Source organism: Streptomyces sp. SAS_281 (genome assembly GCF_052542855.1).
Genome location: NZ_JBMNDO010000047.1, coordinates 40,414 through 57,281, shown reverse-complemented (window position 1 = coordinate 57,281; position 16,868 = coordinate 40,414). Strand labels below are relative to the sequence as shown.

The 16,868-nt window shown below is 71.5% G+C and carries 13 protein-coding genes and 1 pseudogene; 3 read left to right on the top strand and 11 right to left on the bottom strand.

Annotation, left to right across the window (positions count from 1 at the left end):
• Both ACN6LM_RS19440 and ACN6LM_RS19435 read right to left on the bottom strand, forming a co-directional pair.
• A partial coding sequence (locus tag ACN6LM_RS19440) for a hypothetical protein (protein WP_445066655.1) occupies positions 1 to 3,088 on the bottom strand: 3,088 nt, incomplete at its 3' end.
• Between the two features lie 147 nt (positions 3,089 to 3,235).
• A complete protein-coding gene (locus tag ACN6LM_RS19435; RefSeq protein ID WP_445066654.1) occupies positions 3,236 to 5,779 on the bottom strand; it encodes a CHAT domain-containing protein in 2,544 nt (847 codons plus the stop codon).
• Between the two features lie 129 nt (positions 5,780 to 5,908).
• Between ACN6LM_RS19435 and ACN6LM_RS19430 the strand changes: the two genes are divergently transcribed.
• Positions 5,909 to 8,068: a hypothetical protein gene (locus ACN6LM_RS19430; protein WP_445066653.1), complete on the top strand. Its 2,160-nt coding sequence runs from the start codon at positions 5,909 to 5,911 to the stop codon at positions 8,066 to 8,068.
• 6 nt (positions 8,069 to 8,074) lie between these two features.
• Here ACN6LM_RS19430 and ACN6LM_RS19425 read toward each other — a convergent pair whose 3' ends face one another.
• On the bottom strand, positions 8,075 to 8,584 hold the full coding sequence (locus ACN6LM_RS19425; protein WP_445066652.1) for a hypothetical protein: 510 nt from the start codon (positions 8,582 to 8,584) through the stop codon (positions 8,075 to 8,077).
• A gap of 327 nt (positions 8,585 to 8,911) precedes the next feature.
• On the opposite strand from ACN6LM_RS19425, the gene ACN6LM_RS19420 reads away from it, so the two are divergent.
• The gene (locus ACN6LM_RS19420) at positions 8,912 to 9,112 is read left to right on the top strand and encodes a ribbon-helix-helix protein, CopG family (RefSeq protein WP_445066651.1); all 201 of its coding nucleotides are present in this window, start codon (positions 8,912 to 8,914) and stop codon (positions 9,110 to 9,112) included.
• Positions 9,109 to 9,396, top strand: a pseudogene (locus ACN6LM_RS19415) (type II toxin-antitoxin system death-on-curing family toxin); the annotation flags it as partial. The gene ACN6LM_RS19420 and the pseudogene ACN6LM_RS19415, both read left to right, overlap by 4 nt.
• 64 nt (positions 9,397 to 9,460) lie before the next feature.
• On the opposite strand, the gene ACN6LM_RS19410 reads toward ACN6LM_RS19415, so the two are convergent.
• From ACN6LM_RS19410 to ACN6LM_RS19375, 8 genes are all read right to left on the bottom strand, one after another.
• Positions 9,461 to 10,579 (bottom strand): DUF475 domain-containing protein, encoded by a 1,119-nt coding sequence (locus ACN6LM_RS19410; protein WP_445066650.1) that lies wholly within the window; start codon positions 10,577 to 10,579, stop codon positions 9,461 to 9,463.
• A gap of 44 nt (positions 10,580 to 10,623) precedes the next feature.
• The gene (gene rraA / locus ACN6LM_RS19405; protein ID WP_445066649.1) at positions 10,624 to 11,115 is read right to left on the bottom strand and encodes a ribonuclease E activity regulator RraA; all 492 of its coding nucleotides are present in this window, start codon (positions 11,113 to 11,115) and stop codon (positions 10,624 to 10,626) included.
• A 50-nt stretch (positions 11,116 to 11,165) separates the two neighbouring features.
• Positions 11,166 to 11,810, bottom strand: a complete 645-nt coding sequence (gene otnC, locus ACN6LM_RS19400) for a 3-oxo-tetronate 4-phosphate decarboxylase (protein ID WP_445066648.1) — start codon at positions 11,808 to 11,810, stop codon at positions 11,166 to 11,168.
• Complete coding sequence (gene otnK, locus ACN6LM_RS19395) at positions 11,807 to 13,081, bottom strand: 3-oxo-tetronate kinase (RefSeq protein ID WP_445066647.1); 1,275 nt, start codon at positions 13,079 to 13,081, stop codon at positions 11,807 to 11,809. Before otnK ends, otnC begins: the two co-directional genes overlap by 4 nt.
• 89 nt (positions 13,082 to 13,170) lie before the next feature.
• Positions 13,171 to 14,259 (bottom strand): isocitrate/isopropylmalate dehydrogenase family protein, encoded by a 1,089-nt coding sequence (locus tag ACN6LM_RS19390; protein ID WP_445066646.1) that lies wholly within the window; start codon positions 14,257 to 14,259, stop codon positions 13,171 to 13,173.
• A 50-nt stretch (positions 14,260 to 14,309) separates the two neighbouring features.
• Positions 14,310 to 15,146, bottom strand: a complete 837-nt coding sequence (locus tag ACN6LM_RS19385) for a sugar phosphate isomerase/epimerase family protein (RefSeq protein ID WP_445066645.1) — start codon at positions 15,144 to 15,146, stop codon at positions 14,310 to 14,312.
• Complete coding sequence (locus ACN6LM_RS19380) at positions 15,143 to 15,853, bottom strand: aspartate/glutamate racemase family protein (protein ID WP_445066644.1); 711 nt, start codon at positions 15,851 to 15,853, stop codon at positions 15,143 to 15,145. The genes ACN6LM_RS19385 and ACN6LM_RS19380 overlap by 4 nt, the downstream gene beginning before the upstream one ends.
• A gap of 234 nt (positions 15,854 to 16,087) precedes the next feature.
• Positions 16,088 to 16,813, bottom strand: coding sequence for a FadR/GntR family transcriptional regulator (locus ACN6LM_RS19375; RefSeq protein WP_445066643.1), 726 nt, complete (start codon positions 16,811 to 16,813; stop codon positions 16,088 to 16,090).
• Positions 16,814 to 16,868 lie beyond the last annotated feature (55 nt).

Here is a 16,868-nt window from a genome sequence, read left to right as displayed (position 1 = left end):
GTGGGGCGAGCGGCAGGACGCTCCCCCCACCCCTGGCATCGGCCAGCCTGACCGCCACGGTGCTGCCGATACGCCATCGCCGCTGGTCGTACGGCTCGACGCGACACTCGACGGGGCGGGCGAGACCGCAGTTGACCCAGAGCGAGGACGCCCGGTCCCCGGCGCGCGGCACCGAGCAGACGACCCCCAGTACGAGCGACCCGGGGACGGGAGGCTCCGCGTCGGGTGCCGCACGGAAGGCGTCGTGCACGAAGGGCCGTGCGGACCGTTGCAACGCCGCCTGTGGATTCTCGCTGCGCGGGTACAGGACGGTTTCGCCGGTGCGCCGGTCCACGGTCGCGGCCATGACGAACCGGGCGTCCGCGGTGATCTGCCCATTCGCCTCGCGCACCGCCGCGAACGGGGTCGGCCGCTGGGTGCTCGCCCACAGGCCGGACAGCGCCCCTGCGAGCGGCATACCCTGCCCCCGCAGCTCCACGGACGCGGTCGCCCGCAGGAACCGGACGAGCGCCGTCTCCGTCCCCCTGCCGGAGACGCGGCTGACGTATGTGGCGAACGGGTTGTCGCGTACCACCACGGGCGGGTTCCCGCCCCACTTGTGGTAGAGCGCCCGCAGCGCGCGGACCCGCAGGCGGTTGGCCATCTCGGTGGGGAGCGCCCGGACGGACAGCGCCTCGAAGAGCCGGTCGTAGTAGAACTGCGCCCCGCCGCTCAGGCCGACGATGACGTCCACGACGTGTTCCAGGACCTTGAGGAGGCGCTCCTGCGACCCCGCCCCCAGCACCTGCGCGCCGAACATGTCGAACATGCGGGCCCGTACGTAACGGGGGAGGTGAGTAGGCGAGTTGAGGGAGCGGATGCGGCCGCTCCAGGCGTTCACCCAGTCCTCATGCGCTCCCTGGTCACCGAGGTCGGGCCGCTCCAGGAGTGCCGCCAGGCGGAGCGTGTCCAGCGTCACGGGGACGATGGTGTGGGTGTCGTTCTGGGCGAGCAGCTCACCGAGCCCGGCCGCCATGTCCCGCCATTCCTCGACGGAGAAGGAGTCGCGGTCCACGTCGAGGGGACCGCTGAGCACCAGCCCCGCCGGGGTCAGCACCGGCGGCCGGCCTCGGGTCAGCTCGGCGGGGAATACGAGGCCGCTCTCCGGACTCCAGTCCCAGCGCAGGGCCGCGCCCCGCCGGTGCGTGTCGAGGTCGCGGCCCAACTGAGCCGCCCGGACCGCGGTGCCGGTGTAGGCGTTGCGCTCCCGCTCGCCGATCAGGGACAACAGGCCGTCGGCCGGCGGCGGGTCGCCCGCGAACCAGCGGCCGCCCGCCTCCGTCCGGTGCGGCCCGGTCCCGCCGGACGACGACTCCTGGACCCAGTGCAGGGCGACGTTGCGCGCGCCCCACTCGGGCAGGGGCGGGTAGTGGGCGTCCTGCTGATGCTGGGGGAGCGCGGCGACCACCCGCACGATCTCGGAGGGGTGGACCGTCGGGCGTACGCCCTTACCGATCAGATCGGCGGTCGCCTCGGCGTGCAGGATGAGCGAGCACAGGTGACCTGCGTAGTCGCCGGCTAGCCGCATGTCCTCGCCGAGGGCGTCCATGACGGGTCTGAATACTCGGTTCAGGCAGTCCCGCAGATGGATGAGGAGCAGCAGCAGATAGTCGCGCCGCGGCCCCGCCCCGTCCGGTTCGCCCGACGCCCCCTCGTTGTGCGGCGTTCCTCCGAGGAGGGACGCGGCGAGCAGCCCGGCACCGAGTAGTCTGACCAGTTGCTCCGGTTGGTTGTCGCGCAACTCCGGAGGCGGTGGCGGAGCCGCCGCCCTGCCCTTGGCCCCCGTCTGCTTGCCCGGGCCCGGCGGAGCGGGAGCGATGATCCATGGAGACCACAGCCGCGCGGCCGTGGCCCGCGGGGTGGCCTCGGCGGGTCCCTGCTCGAAAATCAGCCGCGGTTGCGGGGTCTCCGGGGGGCGAAGGGTCAGGAGCCGGTGCACGTGCACCAGGACGGCGTCGTAGGACGTGTAGGGCAGTGTGACCGTCAGCAGCTCCTGGTCGGGGTTGCGTTGGGCGGGGTCGCCGGGACGCCGGGGCAGGCCCTGGGGCGTCTGCCACCACAGGGCGAGCCGTTCGGCCGTCCCGGCGGGATCCCGCTCGGCCGCGAGCGACCACAGCGCTGTCTGCCACAGCACCGACGGCATCGCCGAAGCGCGCAGGGACCCCGCGCCACCGAGGCGTACGTAGGCCAGCCGCCGCGCGTCGTTGTCGAGTTCCTTCGGCAGGGTGCCGTCGGTCCGCCACCGGCCGAGCCAGCCGAGGAGCAGCTCACCGGTCAGTGCCTCGCTCTCCAAGGCCGCCACGGTCACGCCGGGTCCCGAGCGCCGGCTCCCGGGGGGAAGGACGAACGTGACCCGGGCCGTGGTGGCCAGCAGGTCAGGCTCCATGTCGAAGGCGCCCCGGGAGGCCACGGCGAGAGCCTCGCGGGCCGCCTCCGCTCCGTCCGGACTCAGCAGGGCGCACAGCTCGGCCGCGTGGAGCAGCGCATATCGGCCGTGACGTCCCTCCAGCGCGTCGTCCAGGACGGCCGGGAACTGCTCCAGGAGTTCCCCGACGCCCTGCGGATGGCGTCCGGCGAGGAGACGGGCCACGATCAGGGCGACGGTGGGGGCGAGTTGCTCCACCAGGTCGTGATACGGCGGAACGGAGGTGTTTGCCTCGGCCGCGCCGTCACCGGCGTCCGGCAGTAGATCGCGCAGCGACGCCAGCGCCTTATGAGCCTCCGAGCCGCCTGCAGCGCGCAGCGCGGCACCGATGCGGGTCCGCAGCTGCTCGGGCGCGACCGAAGCGATGTCCCGATAGAGGTCCGCGGCACGGGCGTTGACCTCGGTGACGCCGGAGAACCGCCGTTGGGCGGCGAGGACGTGTGGCAGCGCATACAGCGCGGTCCCCGTGCCGGCCTGGCCGAGGCACTCGATGGCCGAGGACACCAGTTCCTCGGACCGTTCGTTGCCGACCGGCTCGCCAAGTGCCGTGACGATGTCCAGGAACGTCGCTGCGGTCTGCGGGGGGAGTCCTAAGGAGGCGGTGAAATACCAGTGCTCGAGCATCGTCGCCCCTTCATGTCCTGAGCCGGGCCGCACTGCCCGCGATCTCCTAGTCACCGGCGCCGGAACGCCGTCTAGTGGTCGTCAGGATATGGACGGGCGGACATCTTGGGGACGGCTTTGAGTCATACCCATGCATCCGTTAGCGGCTCAGTACCCCGGCAACGGGGGACGCAGCGCCCTGCGGCGCTCGGACACCTGTTCCTCCAGTTCCAGGTCGTACGCCTCGGATGCGGGCGCCAGGCCGGCGAGGCGGCGCAGGACGGGGTCGAGGCCGTAGAGCCAGGCCGCGGCCCGCTCATCGAGCGGGTGGCGGGTGACAAGCGCCCAGCTTCCCGGGTACCGCCCTGTCGGGTCGAGGAGCGGCAGGTCGGCGGGGCCGATAAGCCCCGCACGGTCCAGCGCCACGGCGGTCTCCAGTCGTTCCAGGTCCGCGCCGGTCACCCGTCCCCGCTCGGCCACCGACACCGCGGTGAGGACCGCGGGAGACAGGTCCTCCTCCCGCCACTGCGCGAAGGCGTCCGTGTCCCGCAGGCCGGCCCGCACCAGGGCGAGGACGATCGAGTCGGCGAGTTCGGCCAGGCCGTCGAGGAACGGCAGGTCGGCCGGGCCCGGCACCGCCTTACCGGCCTTTCTCAGCCAGTGCTCCAGGTCGCCGTCACGGGCGGCGGCCAAGCGCAGCGACCACGCGCGGGCGGGACCGCTGCGCAGGGCGGCGTACGCGGCCAGCAACCGCCGGTGCAGCGCTGGCCACCAGTGGCCCACTGCACGGAGCACGGTTGCCTCGTTGGCCGGATCCCCCCACGTGTCCTCGGCGTTGAGCTGCTCGATGACGGCACTGGCGCCGACTACGGGTGCAGGGCCCGGCTCATGGTCGCCGTCCGCGGACCGCACCCGCTCCAGCAGGGCGCCTGCCGCCCGCCCGGGCCCGGTGATCGGCGCCAGAGCGGACGGCATGGCCACCGCAGGCGGGTCCGAGCGCTCCCCCTGCGGGGACTGCTCCCGCACCAGGTACTCGTCCAGCAGCAGCAGGCGGGCCACCCGCCCGGCCGCGTACCGCACGTGGTCCGCCCGCGGGCCGTGCACCTGGACCACGACGCCCCGCAGGTCCCAGCCGAAGCCGTGCAGCCGCTCCAGGTCCTCACCGAACTCCTCGCCCATCTCGGAGGCGGTGGCGGCGGGACAGCGGATCACCAGGCCGACGCCCCGGCCCCGGGGACTTTCCCGGAACCGCGGGTGGACGGCGCCGCGCAGTTCGGCCTCGGTCCGGGGCAGCCGGCCCGCTTGCGCGTCGCAGGCGTACCAGACGCGCGGCCCCTCGTGCGGGAGGGACCGCGCGTTCCGGGCCGCGTAGAGCGTGCTCTCAGCCGCGTCGAGCAGCCGGGTGAGGTCGACGCCCGCAGGGTCGGCGAGCACGTCCCGGAAGAGGTCCTCGTGCAGGGACCAGAGCGCGTCGAGGTGGACACGGAACCGCTCGTCCGTCATGGGCCGCGGCCCGTGCCCTGAGCCCACAGGCAGGCGGTGGGCGGTGGAGGAGAGCGCCGGACGGCCGGCCTCGGGCAACAGTCCGACGGTGAGGTCCGTGTTGCGCCGCTGCGTGTAGAGGACCGGTACGGCACCCAAACCGTCCAGGAGCGCCGCCCCCATCCGCAGGGCAACGTCGACGGGGTGTCCCCGGGCCAGGGCGTCGAAGAACCCTCCCGCGAAGGCAGCGGCCCGGCTGTGGCTGACCTTGCCCTGCACGGCGACGACGTGCGGCACACCGTCCCGTACGAGCCGGTCGGCGGCGGACACGGCGGAGCCCGGGGTGTCCGCCGACCCGGCGGAGTCGCAGGCCATGAGGACCGCGAGCCGGACGCCTGCGCTGCGCAGCCAGCTCGCCACAGTGCTGGCGTCCAGCCACTCGGCCGCGTCGGCGCCGCCCTCGGCGCCCACCACGAGCCCACCGGCCGTCTGGTGTCCACCGAAGTAGAAGACCCCGGCGCCCGGGGCGAGTTGCTGCCGGATCTCGTCAGCCGTCGCGGGGGCGGGCAGCGTGCGGGCCGACAGCCATGACCCGTTCAGAGCCTGGGTCACGAGCTGCCGGTCGGCGTCACCCCGTCTCCAGCTTTCCGGTGGCGGCACCGGCTCCACACCGTGCGGCGTTGTGATGCTGCCGTGGACGGAGGTGGCGTCGGCGACGAGTACCAGACCCCGGCCGGGCCGCTCCATGGTGGGCAGCGGGCGCAAGGGCCGTACCTCGCGGACGAGGGTGAAGCGGGGATGGCTGCCCACCTCGCAGCCCCCGTCGGGCAGGGGCCCTCTCTCCGCCGCCCAGTCCTCCCAGATGAGGGCGGGGGCGGTCGGCGAGGGCACGCGCACCGACTCCCAGCGCAGGGCACCGAGGGGACGCGGCCCCTCGGCCCCGAGGCCGGGCAGCACCAGCCGCAGCCGCAGGTGACCGTCGCCGGTCACGTAAGGCGCCTGGCGGGCGACGATCCGGCGGACGGAGGGAGGGAACAGGGCTCTTCCCAGCATCTGCGCCACCAGGGGGGACACCGGCTTGTCCCAGGCCGTGGCTGTGTTCCGGCCCAGGGCCCGCGGCGCGTCCGGCGTGTGCAGCGGGCGGTCGTCGTCGTCGACGGCGACCGCGGTCGCCTTGCGGCCGTCGTCCGACCACGACAGCCTGATGGTCAGGTCCTGGGCTCCGCTCACCACTGCCGGCCCCCTGTTTCCCTCGTCGCACGGCACGTTCACCGTCACCCTATTCAGCGAAACCGTCGCGCCCCAGCGGGCACCGGCCACACAATGGACGCCTGTCCACCCGCGAAGAGGACTGGCATCGTGCAAGAGACCGGCCCGTACTCCGGCGCACCGCGCTGTCCGTCCGAAGCCGAACTGAGGGAGCTGCGGGCATCGGAGTTCTGGCACGGGCCGGATCTGGAGGACGAGGCACGTCAGAAGTGGGACGTCCTCCTGCATCGCACGGACCTCGACGCCGAGGAATTCACTGACGAGTTCTTCGAGGTCCTGGGGGAGTACCCGGGAGCGCTGCGGGTGCTGGGCCAGTTCCGCGCGGCCCGCGAGGACGGCCTGCGCGGTCCTGACAGCCAGACTCCGCCCGACGTTCGCCCGGACGGCGCCTCCCCGCTCCCTGATGACATCGTGGTGGGAGACATCGGGTCGGCCCCGGACCAGGACCCGGCGACGGAACCGGACATCGACCGCTTCCTCAACCTCTGCGTCGTCTGGCCCCTTTCCCGGCAGACCGTCCCCACCGACCGCGTCCTCGCCGCGGGCCGGACCTATGAACTCCGAGTGGACATAGGGCAGCTCGTCGACCAGAGCCTCTTGGCGCAGCAGGCACGCCCGTTCCCCGACGGCATGCTCGGCCACACGGACGACGAGGGGCGGGGCGACTGGCTGGAGGTCACCGTTCTCAGCGACGACTTCGACCTGCCGCCCGGACGGCACTCGGTCTTCCTGCCGCGGACCGGCCCCAGCTGGGTCTGCCCCTGCCCGCCGCGCGAGGACGCGCCCCACAGTTGCGAGCCGGTGCACCGCGGCGAGCACCTGTACATCCCCTTCACCGCGCCCGACGAGCCGGGCCCGGCCCGCCTGCGCCTGCTGGTGTCCTACCGCGGAAACCAGCTGCAGTCGGTTTCCCTGACCGCCCACGTCGGCGCCCACGAGAGCCCGGACGGCGACACCACGGCGAGCGTCGACTACACCTTGACAGCCGGGTACGCGCAGCTCGCGGCGCTGCCCGCCCGGACCGCCGCGGTCCGGGTCGGCCGGCCCGTCGGTGGGACGATGACAATCGACGTCCTCGCCCAGGACGGGCCGGTCAGCAGCTTCTGGCTGACCGAACACCAGGTGCGGGGCGCGCTCCAGCGCGTCCGCGACGTCCTGTTCGGCCTCCACGCGGTCCACCACGAGGACGACTCCCTCGAGAACCTGATCGACGAGAACAACGCCAAGACGCCCGACGCCGCCCACGACGACCTGGCGAAGCTCGCCCACCAGGGTGCGGAGCTCTTCCTCCTGCTCGCCCGCAGACGGCCTGAGAGGGAGGCGCTGCGACGCGTGCTGAGGGCGCCCGCGGCGATCCAGATCTGCCAGCAGGAGCTCGGCAACGTCACCTTCCCCTGGAGCCTGCTCTACGACATCCCCCTCGACAACCGGGGAAACCTGGAGCGCTGCGCCGCCGGATGGGCGGAGGTTCATCGCGATGACACGGCACGCTCCTGCCCCGAGGAGAGCCGGCATGGGCTCAACACCCTGTGCCCGTTCGGCTTCTGGGGCTACCGCCACTTCATCGAGCAGCCGCCGTCGGCCTCACCCGGCCGCAGACTGAAGCTGTGGGCGGGCCGGGACGGGGAGGCCCCGGCACTGACCGTGGCTCGCAGCCTCACGATCAATCACGAGCTGATGGATCATCATCTCACCGTTTTGCGGGGCCACTTCCTGCACGGCGGCGTCCACGACTGCAACTGCAGCGAGACACTGCGGAAGGCGCTGATCGACGCCACGGGCGCCTGCGTCTACTTCTACGGCCACGGGCGCCGCCCCGACCCCCTGGCCGAGCCCCCCAGCACCACGGTTCTGGAGATCGGTCAGGGAGAACGGATCACCCCGCGGGATCTCGCCGCCTGGGCGGACTCATCACACTGGCGGCGGGGCGACGAGGTGGCCCCCGTCGTCTTTCTCAATGGCTGCCACACCCTCGATACCGACCCGGCCTCCTGGCTGACCTTCGTCGAAGCCTTCTCCGCCTTCAGCGCCGCCGGAGTGGTGGGCACCGAAATCATGATCGAACAAGGGCTGGCCAACGAGATCGGCGAGCGCTTCTGGGAGCGGCTCCTCGCGGGCGAAGCGGTAGGTCCGGCCCTGCACAACGTCCGCATGACCATGCTGCGCAAGAACAACGTGCTGGGTCTGGCCTACACCGCCTACTGCTCCGCAGAGCTGCGCCTGCGGAACGTGCCTAACGACCTGCGGTAATTCGACTTACCGCCCCCTCCGCTCCGGCTTGTCACCCAACCAGTGCCCGGTGCGAGGACCGGCTGCGACCTGCGGCACCGGGCCAGGAGCTTGGGACGGCGGGGCGCCGGTGGGCTGCGGCGTCGGCTCACCAGGGGCCTGCTGCGGCGCTCCGGCGGTTACCTGAGGAGTCGGCTCACCGGGGGGCTGGGGCGGCTGCGGCCCCTGACCCTGCTGCGGGACGGGGGCCTGGGCGAGAGCCCGCTGATCGGCCTTGCGTGCCGCGCGGTCCATCAGGGAACCGGTGACCAAGTAGGCGAAGAAGCCGACCAGGAGCCCGATGCCGTACATGGCGAAGAGATCTGGTTCGGCGAATTGCGTACTGACGACGGTGCCACCGCCCAGGGCAGCGATCACCGTGACGAGATCGGCGATGCGCGGCCCGTCTGTGGTCCGCCGCAGTGTGCGGTACGCGATCCAGCCGATGACGACCCCGAACGCCCACGCGCCCCAAAGACTCAGCGTGGAGACCTGCACGTGCGACTCCCTCCCATACCCCGCTGCTCACAGCGGGCGACGACTCGGACGGTCACGCTATCGGCTGCGCGACCTCCGCATCGCGACTTCGCGGCTCCACGCACCGATGGGTGCCGCACCTACGCCACCCGACCTCGTAGCGAGGGTTCGTCAGTCCTTGAGTACCAGGGCCCTGCTTCGTTGCTGCGCGGGTGATGCTTGCCGCATGCAATGGACCGACCGCCCTCGCTGCTACGGAGTCGGCGGTCCCCTCACCGTTCGGCAGCTCCGGGATGGCGTGCTTGATCCGGCGCCGCCATGAGCAGTGGCGGTTGCGATGGGAACCGTATGCCCCGTCACTGCACACTTCGACTCCCGGACGGCCTCGGCGCGAAGCTCACTGGGCGGGCCCGTCGGGAGGGCCGCAGCAAGCAGGAACTCGCCATTGAGGCCATCCGTGACACGCAGGACCGGGCCGAGCCGGAGGTCGATGACGTCCTGGCCGAGCTCATGGACAGCCATGCGGAAATCCTGGACCACCTGAAGTGACCGGCGTGCGCTCCATCCAGGTCGACGAGATCCTGGCCGTCGCCCGTACGGTCATCGGTACGGAGCACAGTGTGTGTGACATGGGTCTTCCGGTGTCGGCGATCGAGCGACCCCGGCCTAACGTGTTCGGAGCCGAGCTGTATCCCAGGCTGCACGGGAAGGCTGCGGCGTTGCTGCACTCCGTCGCCCGCAACCATGCGCTGATGGACGGCAACAAGCGCACCGCCTGGCTTGCCATGCGTGTCCTCCTGCGGTTCAACGGCGTCAGCGTCCCGTTTTCGCCGCGGTCAAGAGTTTCTGGCCTGCGGGGCTTCCTCGGCTTCTTGCATGCCTTCCGACACGGGTCGTCTAAAGTCCGCCGTCCGGCCCCGCAGGCTCGGCGAGGCGCTTGTTGCGGCGGACGGAGGACCACAGGGACCACCCGATCAGGACTACGCCGATGAGCCCGGTGATGATCTCGTTGATCTCGTACTGGATGGTGACGAGGAGGATCACCGCGAGGGCACCGATGGCGTAGTGCGCGCCGTGTTCCAGGTAGACGTAGTCGTCGAGGGTGCCCTGGCGGACCAGGTGGACGGTGAGGGAGCGGACGTACATGGCGCCGATGCCGAGGCCGAGGGCCATCAGGACGATGTCGTTGCTGACGGCGAAGGCGCCGATGACGCCGTCGAAGGAGAACGAGGCGTCCAGGACTTCCAGGTAGAGGAACATGAAGAACGCGGCCTTGCCGGCCAGGGCGACGGCTGAGCGGGGCTTGCCTGTGCGCCGGGCTTCTTCGTCGGCCGCTCGCTCGTGTTCGTTCTCCGCTTCGAGTTTGTCCTCGAAGTAGCCGGACAGACCGTTGACGATCATGTACGTGATCAGGCCGGCGATGCCGGAGAGAAGGATCGTCTCGGCCTTGTCGACGTGTGTGCCGCCGTGCTGGTGGGCGTGGGGGGCGAAGGTGAGCGCGGAGATGAGCAGCACGATCAGGGCGATGCAGGCCGAGAGCATGTCGACCCTGCCGAGCTTGGCCAGCGGGCGTTCGATCCAGCGCAGCCACTTGATGTCCCGGTCTTCGAAGATGAAGTCGAGGAAGATCATCAGCAGGAAGATGCCGCCGAAGGCGGCGATCGCCGGATGGGCGTCGGTCACCAGTTCCTGGTAGTGGTCCTTGTCCGTGAGTGCGAGGTCGACGGCCTCGATGGGACCGAGCCGGGCGCTGATGGCGACGATGACCACGGGGAAGACCAGGCGCATGCCGAAGACGGCGATCAGGACGCCGATGGTGAGGAAGACCTTCTGCCAGAAGGCGTTCATCTTCTTGACGATGCCCGCGTTGACCACGGCGTTGTCGAAGGAGAGCGAGATTTCGAGTACGGAGAGTATCGCCACGATTCCGAAAGCGGCCCACCCCCCGTAGAGGACAGCGGCTATCAGGCCGAGCGCGGTGACCGCGAACGACCAGCCGAAGGTTTTCAGGAGCACTGGCTACCCCATCGTGGAAGTACGGGTCTCCCCGTGCCGTGTGGTCAGGTGGTGGCGGGGAGAAGGGCGATGCCGTCGTCGTCGGCGTGCAGGATGTCGCCCGGGCGGAAGGTCACGCCGCCGAAGGTGACGGGTACGTCGATGGCGCCGGCGGCGTCCTTGGAGCTCTTGCGGGGAATGGTGCCCAGGGCCTTGATGCCGAGCTGGAGACCGGCGAGGGCGGTGCTGTCGCGGACGGCGCCGTGCAGGATGAGGCCGGCCCAGCCGTTGTCCTGGGCGGCGCCGGCGATGAGGTCGCCGACCAGGGCGGTGCGCAGGGAGGCATGTCCGTCGACGACGAGGACGTTGCTGTGGCCCGGGGTGCGCAGCAGATCGCGCAGGAGGCCGTTGTCCTCGTGGCAGGAGACGGTGCGGACGGTGCCCGCGAAGCCGCGGTGGGCGCCGAACTGGCGGAACTGCAGGTCGCAGACCCGTAGAGCGGTGCCGTACTGGTCGACGAGATCGGCGGTGGGGACGGGGGTGATCGTCTCGGGCATGGGGAGATTCCTTCGCTGGGGGGCTGCCGCGCTCGCTTCTTATCCGGCCGTCAGGGGGATGTAGGTGCGAGCACGGCAGCCTGCTCGGGGGTGAGGGGACGGGTGGAGTGTCCCCTCAGGAGGAGGTGGAGTCTGGCGGTCTCCTCGAGTTCCTCGATCGCGTCGGCGGCCTGTTCCAGGGTGGCCGCCGCGACGACGGGGCCGTGGTTGGCGAGGAGAAGCGCGCGGTGGGTGCGGGCGGTCTGCTCCGCGAGTGGTTCCAGACTGCTGTCGCCCGGGGCGTGGTACGGCAGCAGCGGCAGGGTCCCGACGCGCATGGCGTAGTACGCGGTCAGCGGCGGCAGGGCGTTGGCAGGGTCCACGCCGGCCAGGCACGAGACCGCGGCGGCGTGGGTCGAGTGCAGGTGCACCACCGCGTGCGCGGCGGGCCGGGCACGGTAGAAGGCGGCGTGCAGGAACGCCTCCTTCGTGGGGCGCGGGCCGTCGAGGTGTTGCCCGGCCAGGTCGGCGCGCGACAGATCGGCTTCCTCGACCGTTCCGAGGCTGGAGCCTGTGGGGGTCAGGAGCAGGCTCCCGTCCGCCAGGCGCACGGAGAGGTTGCCGGTGGAGCCGTGGGTGAGGCCGCGGGTGAACAGGGAGCGGGCGATACGCACCATGAGTGCGCGGGCGCCCGTCTCGTCGGTGTAGGCGCTCACTTCGTCTCCTGGTCCTGGGTGTGGAGGGCGCGGGTGAACAGGTCGGGGGCGCCGAAGTTCCCGGACTTGAGCATGAGGGCGAGGTCGCCGGACTCGGTGTCGGCGTACGTCCACGGCACGCCGGGGTCCGCTTCCTCACCGACGAGCACGGCCCGGATACCGAGGGCGGTGGTGACGGCGCCGGAGGTTTCCCCGCCCGCGACGAGCAGGCGGCGTACTCCGCGTTCCACGAGGCGGGAGGCCAGGGCGCCCAGGAGGTCCTCGACCTGCGCGGCCGCTTCGGCGACACCCAGTTGGGCCTGTACGGCGGCGAGCTCTTCCGGTGAGGCGGAGGCGTAGACGAGCACGGGGAGCTCGGGGTCCTGCTCGTCGTACCAGGCCAGCGCCTCGGAGGTGACGTCGCGGCCGGTGGCGGCGGCCAGGACGTCTAGGTGCAGGGAGGGGAGACCGGCCGCGTAGAACTGGGCGATCTGCTCCAGGGTGCGGGCCGAGCAGCTGCCGGCCAGTACGGCCGCGCGCCCGTCGCGGGACAGCGGTTCAGCGGCGGCCGGACCGGCGGCGGGGTAGGCGTGGCCGAGCCCCTCGGCCAGACCCGCGGCCCCGCCCACGACCGGCAGTTCGACTGCGGCGGCACCGATCACGGTGAGGTCGTCGTCGGTCAGCGCGTCGGCGATCACGTGCCGGACCCCGGCCTGCTGATGCGTCACGAGCGCCTCGCGGACGGCCTCGGCTCCCCGGCGCACGGTTGCCCACTCGATCAGCGCGACCTTGTGGGGAGTCTGCGCGGACAGCAGGCGCACCAGCGCGGAATCGCTCATGGGGTTGAGGGGGTGGTGCCTCAGCGGCGAGTCGGACAGCAGCTGGTCGTGGACGAACAGGTGCCCCTGGTAGACGGTGCGGCCGTTGGGCGGTGAGGCCGGGCAGTGCAGGGTGACCGCGGCGCCGGCGGCGTCCATGAGCGCGTCGGCGACCGGGCCGATGTTGCCGTGGGGAGTGGAGTCGAAGGTGGAGCAGTACTTGAAGTAGACCTGGGCCGCGCCCTTGGACCAGAGCCAGCGCTGCGCGGCGAGGGAGTCGGCGACGGCCTCGTTGGCGGGGGTGGAGCGGGATTTGAGGGCGACCACGGCGGCGTCGCAGTCCGGGGGCAGTGTGGTGGTGGCGTCCGGGGTGCCGAAGACCAGGGCGGTGCGCAGACCGGCGCGCCGGAAGGCGGCGGCGACGTCGGTGCCGCCGGTGAAGTCGTCGGCTATGCAGCCGATGCGCAAGGTCATGGTCGGTGTCTCTCCTCGGGCGTGCGGGCGAGCGGGGGAGTCCGGGGCGGGCAGTCGGTCGGGGAGGGCCCGCCCCGGAAGTGGGGGGCTCAGTTCTGGCCGGCACCGGCGCTGATGGCCTTGATGACGGCGGCGGTGAACTCGCTGGTGGAGGCGTTTCCACCCAGGTCCCGGGTGGAGATGCCGGCGGCGATCGCCTCGGCCACACCCTTCTCGATGATCTTCGCGGTGGTGGCCAGGGCCTCGTCGCCGTGCTTGGCGGCGAGCCACTCGAAGAGCATGGCGCCGGAGAGGATCATGGCGACCGGGTTGGCGATGTTCTGCCCGGCGATGTCGGGGGCGGAGCCGTGTGATGCCTGCGCCATGGCGGTGGTGGCGGAGGAGTTGATGGAGGGGGCGGTGCCGAGCGAGCCGGAGATCTCGCCGGCCAGGTCGGAGAGGATGTCGCCGAACATGTTCTCGGTGACGATGACGTCGAAGTCCTGGGCGCGGCGCACCAGGTGGACGGTCATGGCGTCGATGTGGAAGTCGTCGACCGCCACGTCGGGGTAGTCCTGGGCGACTTCCTGACACACGGTGCGGAACAGGCCGGTGGTGAGCTTGAGAACGTTGGCCTTGTGGACGATGGTCAGCTTCTTGCGGCGCGAGCGCGCCAGGTCGAAGGCGACGCGGGCCACGCGCTCGGTGGCCTGACGGGTGATGATGCCCAGCATGATCGCCGTGTCGGGGGTGGGCATGAACTCGCCCGTGCCGGCGAAGGTGTTGCGGTCGGCGTAGAAGCCCTCGGTGTTCTCGCGGACGATGACGAGGTCGGCGTTGTCGCAGATCGCCTTGGCTCCGGGGAAGCTCTTGGCGGGGCGGATGTTGGCGAAAAGCTGGAAGTGCTTGCGCAGGGTGCCCGACGGATTGAGCGCGGACTTGTGCGGCTCGGGGTAGGACACGGAGTCGTGCGGGCCGAGGTACCAGCCGTCCAGACCGGCCAGGGCGTCCTTGGTTTCCTCGGGGACCGGGGTGGCGTGGGACTCGATGGCGGTGGCGCCGAGCGGCAGGGTCACCCAGTCGACCGAGACCCCGGCGGCCTGGGCGGCGGCGGTGGCGATCTCGACGGAGGAGGGGACGATCTCGGGGCCGATGCCGTCGCCCTCAAGGACGCCGAGGCGGTAGGTCGTGGTGCTCATGGTGAGGGTTCCTCTCAGAACAGGGTGATGGGGAGTGGGGGAGGGACGCGTCAGGCCAGCACGGCGGCCGCGTCGGTGAGCGCGGTCCAGGAGCGGGCGGCGGCCTTCGGACTGTCGCCGTCCTGGGTGTGCTCCAGGGTCAGCCAGCCGGTGAAACCGCCCGCGTGCAGCGCTGTGAGCAGGGATGGAAGCCGTGGATCGCCAAGCGTCAGGGGGCCTCTGGTGATGGGCGCGGCAAGCTGCAGGCAGCCGGTGACGCGAGCGTGGTCAGCGATGGCCCGGAGCGGGTTGACGCCTTCGGTGTCCAGATGGTGGGTGTCCAGCACCAGCCCGGCCGGTGCGCCGAGAGAGCCGACGACGGCGAGGGCTTCCTCGGGGGTGTGCCACAGCGAGGTGTTGGCACGTGACTGCGGCTCCAGCAGAAGGCGGCTGCCGTGGTTGGACGCCTCTTCGGCCAGCTGTCGCACGGCGTCGTCGACCCAGATGCGCTGCATGTCCCCCAGCCCGGGCACAAAGGTGCCGCGGGTCTGACCGAGGGTGATCGGAACGCCGAGCGCTCCGGCGAGGCGGGCCGCGCCCAGCAGACGGTCCAGGGCGTGACGGCGTACGTCCGGCGACGGGTCGGCGAGCGTCAGCCCGTCCTGGGCAGAGACCGGTCCGGTGCCGATGCCCAGCACTTTCAGGCCATCGGCCTCGACGGTGCGCCTGAGGGCCTCGGCGTCGCGTGCGGTGGTTTCACGGACCTGCACCTCCACGCCGTCGTAACCGAGCTCGGACAGATGGCGGACGGCTTCGGCGAGCGACCCGTCGAAGCCGAGCGGCATCGGCGTACGGCAGTCGTCGCCGGAGACGGTGTAGGCCAGCGGCCAGGGCAGCCCCGCGGTCACGGCGCGACCGCCGCGGCCGGTGCCGTGTGCCCCTCGGGGGAGGTGAGCAGGTGGCGCAGTTCCCGTGCGGCGGCACCTGCCCCGTCCAGCACCGGCACGCCCATCAGGGTGGCGAGGGCGCTACCGGCAGGCGTGAGCGAGTACTGCGCCAGCAGGACCGCATCGACATCGGCGCCCCCGGCGGTGTGCAGGGCGTCCGCCAGGAGCCGGGCGGTCGCTTCCGGGTCGTCCGCTGCGGCTGCTTCTTCGCTCAGGGCGGTCACGATGTCGATCGGGCGGCCCGGGCGGACCGCCGGAACGAGCGCTTCGAGCTGGGCGACGGCGGCTGGGACGGCGGGTGGAGTCGAGGCGACGACGGCGATGCGCCGGTAGGGGCCGGCCAGGGCGGCCTTGAACATGGCCTCGTCGGACTTCAGGACGGGCACGTCCCACAGGTCGCGGGCGGTGTCCACGACTTCTCCGTACGAGGAGCAGGTCAACAGGAGTGCCCGGGCGCCGCTGTCCATCACGTGGCCGATGAGACGGAGCATGCGCCGGCGCAGCGCTCCGGTGAGTCCGCCGGCCGCACGGGCGTCGTCCAGCAGGCGGTCGTCCAGTACGTTCCAGACCGTGGCCTGCGGGAACTCCCGTGTGAACGCCTCGTGGGCGATGCGGTGCGCAGCGGGCACGGCGTGGATCATGGCGACCAAGGGGCGGGGTTCATTCACCGGGTTTTTCCTCTTCCGGTAGGCGGGGACCGGCAAGGGTCCCGACCGTGGGCCTGCTCCGGTCGGCGGGTGAACGCCTCATGGCAGCGGTGGAGAGGCCCGGGATGGGGGGCGGCAGCGTTCTGTCGTGTGCCGCGCCGCCACTGTATGACCAACCGGTCAACCGGTCAACCGGTTGTTCCGGTGGGTCGCCCGCGGGCTGCCGGGAGGGGACGGCGGCCCGCGGGTGCCGGGCTATGCCTCGCGCTGCTCGAGGGCTTCCATGAGGCGGCGGGAAGCGCCTTGCATGTGCCGCGCCATCGCCTCCCGGGCGGCCTCGCTGTCGCCCCGGGCGACGGCCTCGTAGATCGGGACGTGGTCCTCGTAGGCCACCGCGCGGGGCCGGACGGTGCCGGTGCGCTTCACCCAGCCGTGCTGGACCATCGCGCGCATGCCCTTGAGCATGTCCCGCAGCACGGTGTTTCCGGCCAGCTCGCCCAGGGCCGCGTGGAAGGCGGTGTCCGCCTCGGGGAACTCCTCGTCCGGGCACTCCCGCATCGCCGCCAGGCGGGCCCGCAGCAGGGCGACGCCCGACTCGTCGCGTTCCTGTGCGGCCAGGCCGGCGACGACCACCTCCAGCTCCGCGCGGGCCTGCACCATGTCGCGCGCCCCTCGTTCGCCCAGGACGAGCCCCAGCTCGAACAGGCGGTAGAGCACGTCGGAGTCGGTACCGCGGAAGTACGTGCCGCTGGACTGCCGGATCTCCAGCAGGCCGAGGAAGCCGAGCGATTTGATCGCCTCGCGGACTGTGGGCCGGTTCACCCCGAGCATCTCGGTGAGCCGGCGCTCCGAGGGGATGCGGTCGCCGGGCTGCACCTCGCCGGACATCAGGTAGTCGATCAGGCGGCGGGAGACCTCTGCGGCCAGCGGTTCGCGCGGCTCGACCGTGATCCTGGCGAGTTCGGCCATCGAATTCCTCACTTCGGTATTGACGTGATGGCCGGATTCTAGTTACCTACCGGCAATCCGGTAAACC

Bases quoted from the DNA above. Each gene is read 5' to 3' on its own strand.
- ACN6LM_RS19420 (WP_445066651.1), top strand. From the start codon at position 8,912: ATGCCCCGTCACTGCACACTTCGACTCCCGGACGGCCTCGGCGCGAAG.
- rraA (WP_445066649.1), bottom strand. From the start codon at position 11,115: ATGCCCGAGACGATCACCCCCGTCCCCACCGCCGATCTCGTCGACCAG.
- otnK (WP_445066647.1), bottom strand. From the start codon at position 13,081: ATGACCTTGCGCATCGGCTGCATAGCCGACGACTTCACCGGCGGCACC.
- ACN6LM_RS19390 (WP_445066646.1), bottom strand. From the start codon at position 14,259: ATGAGCACCACGACCTACCGCCTCGGCGTCCTTGAGGGCGACGGCATC.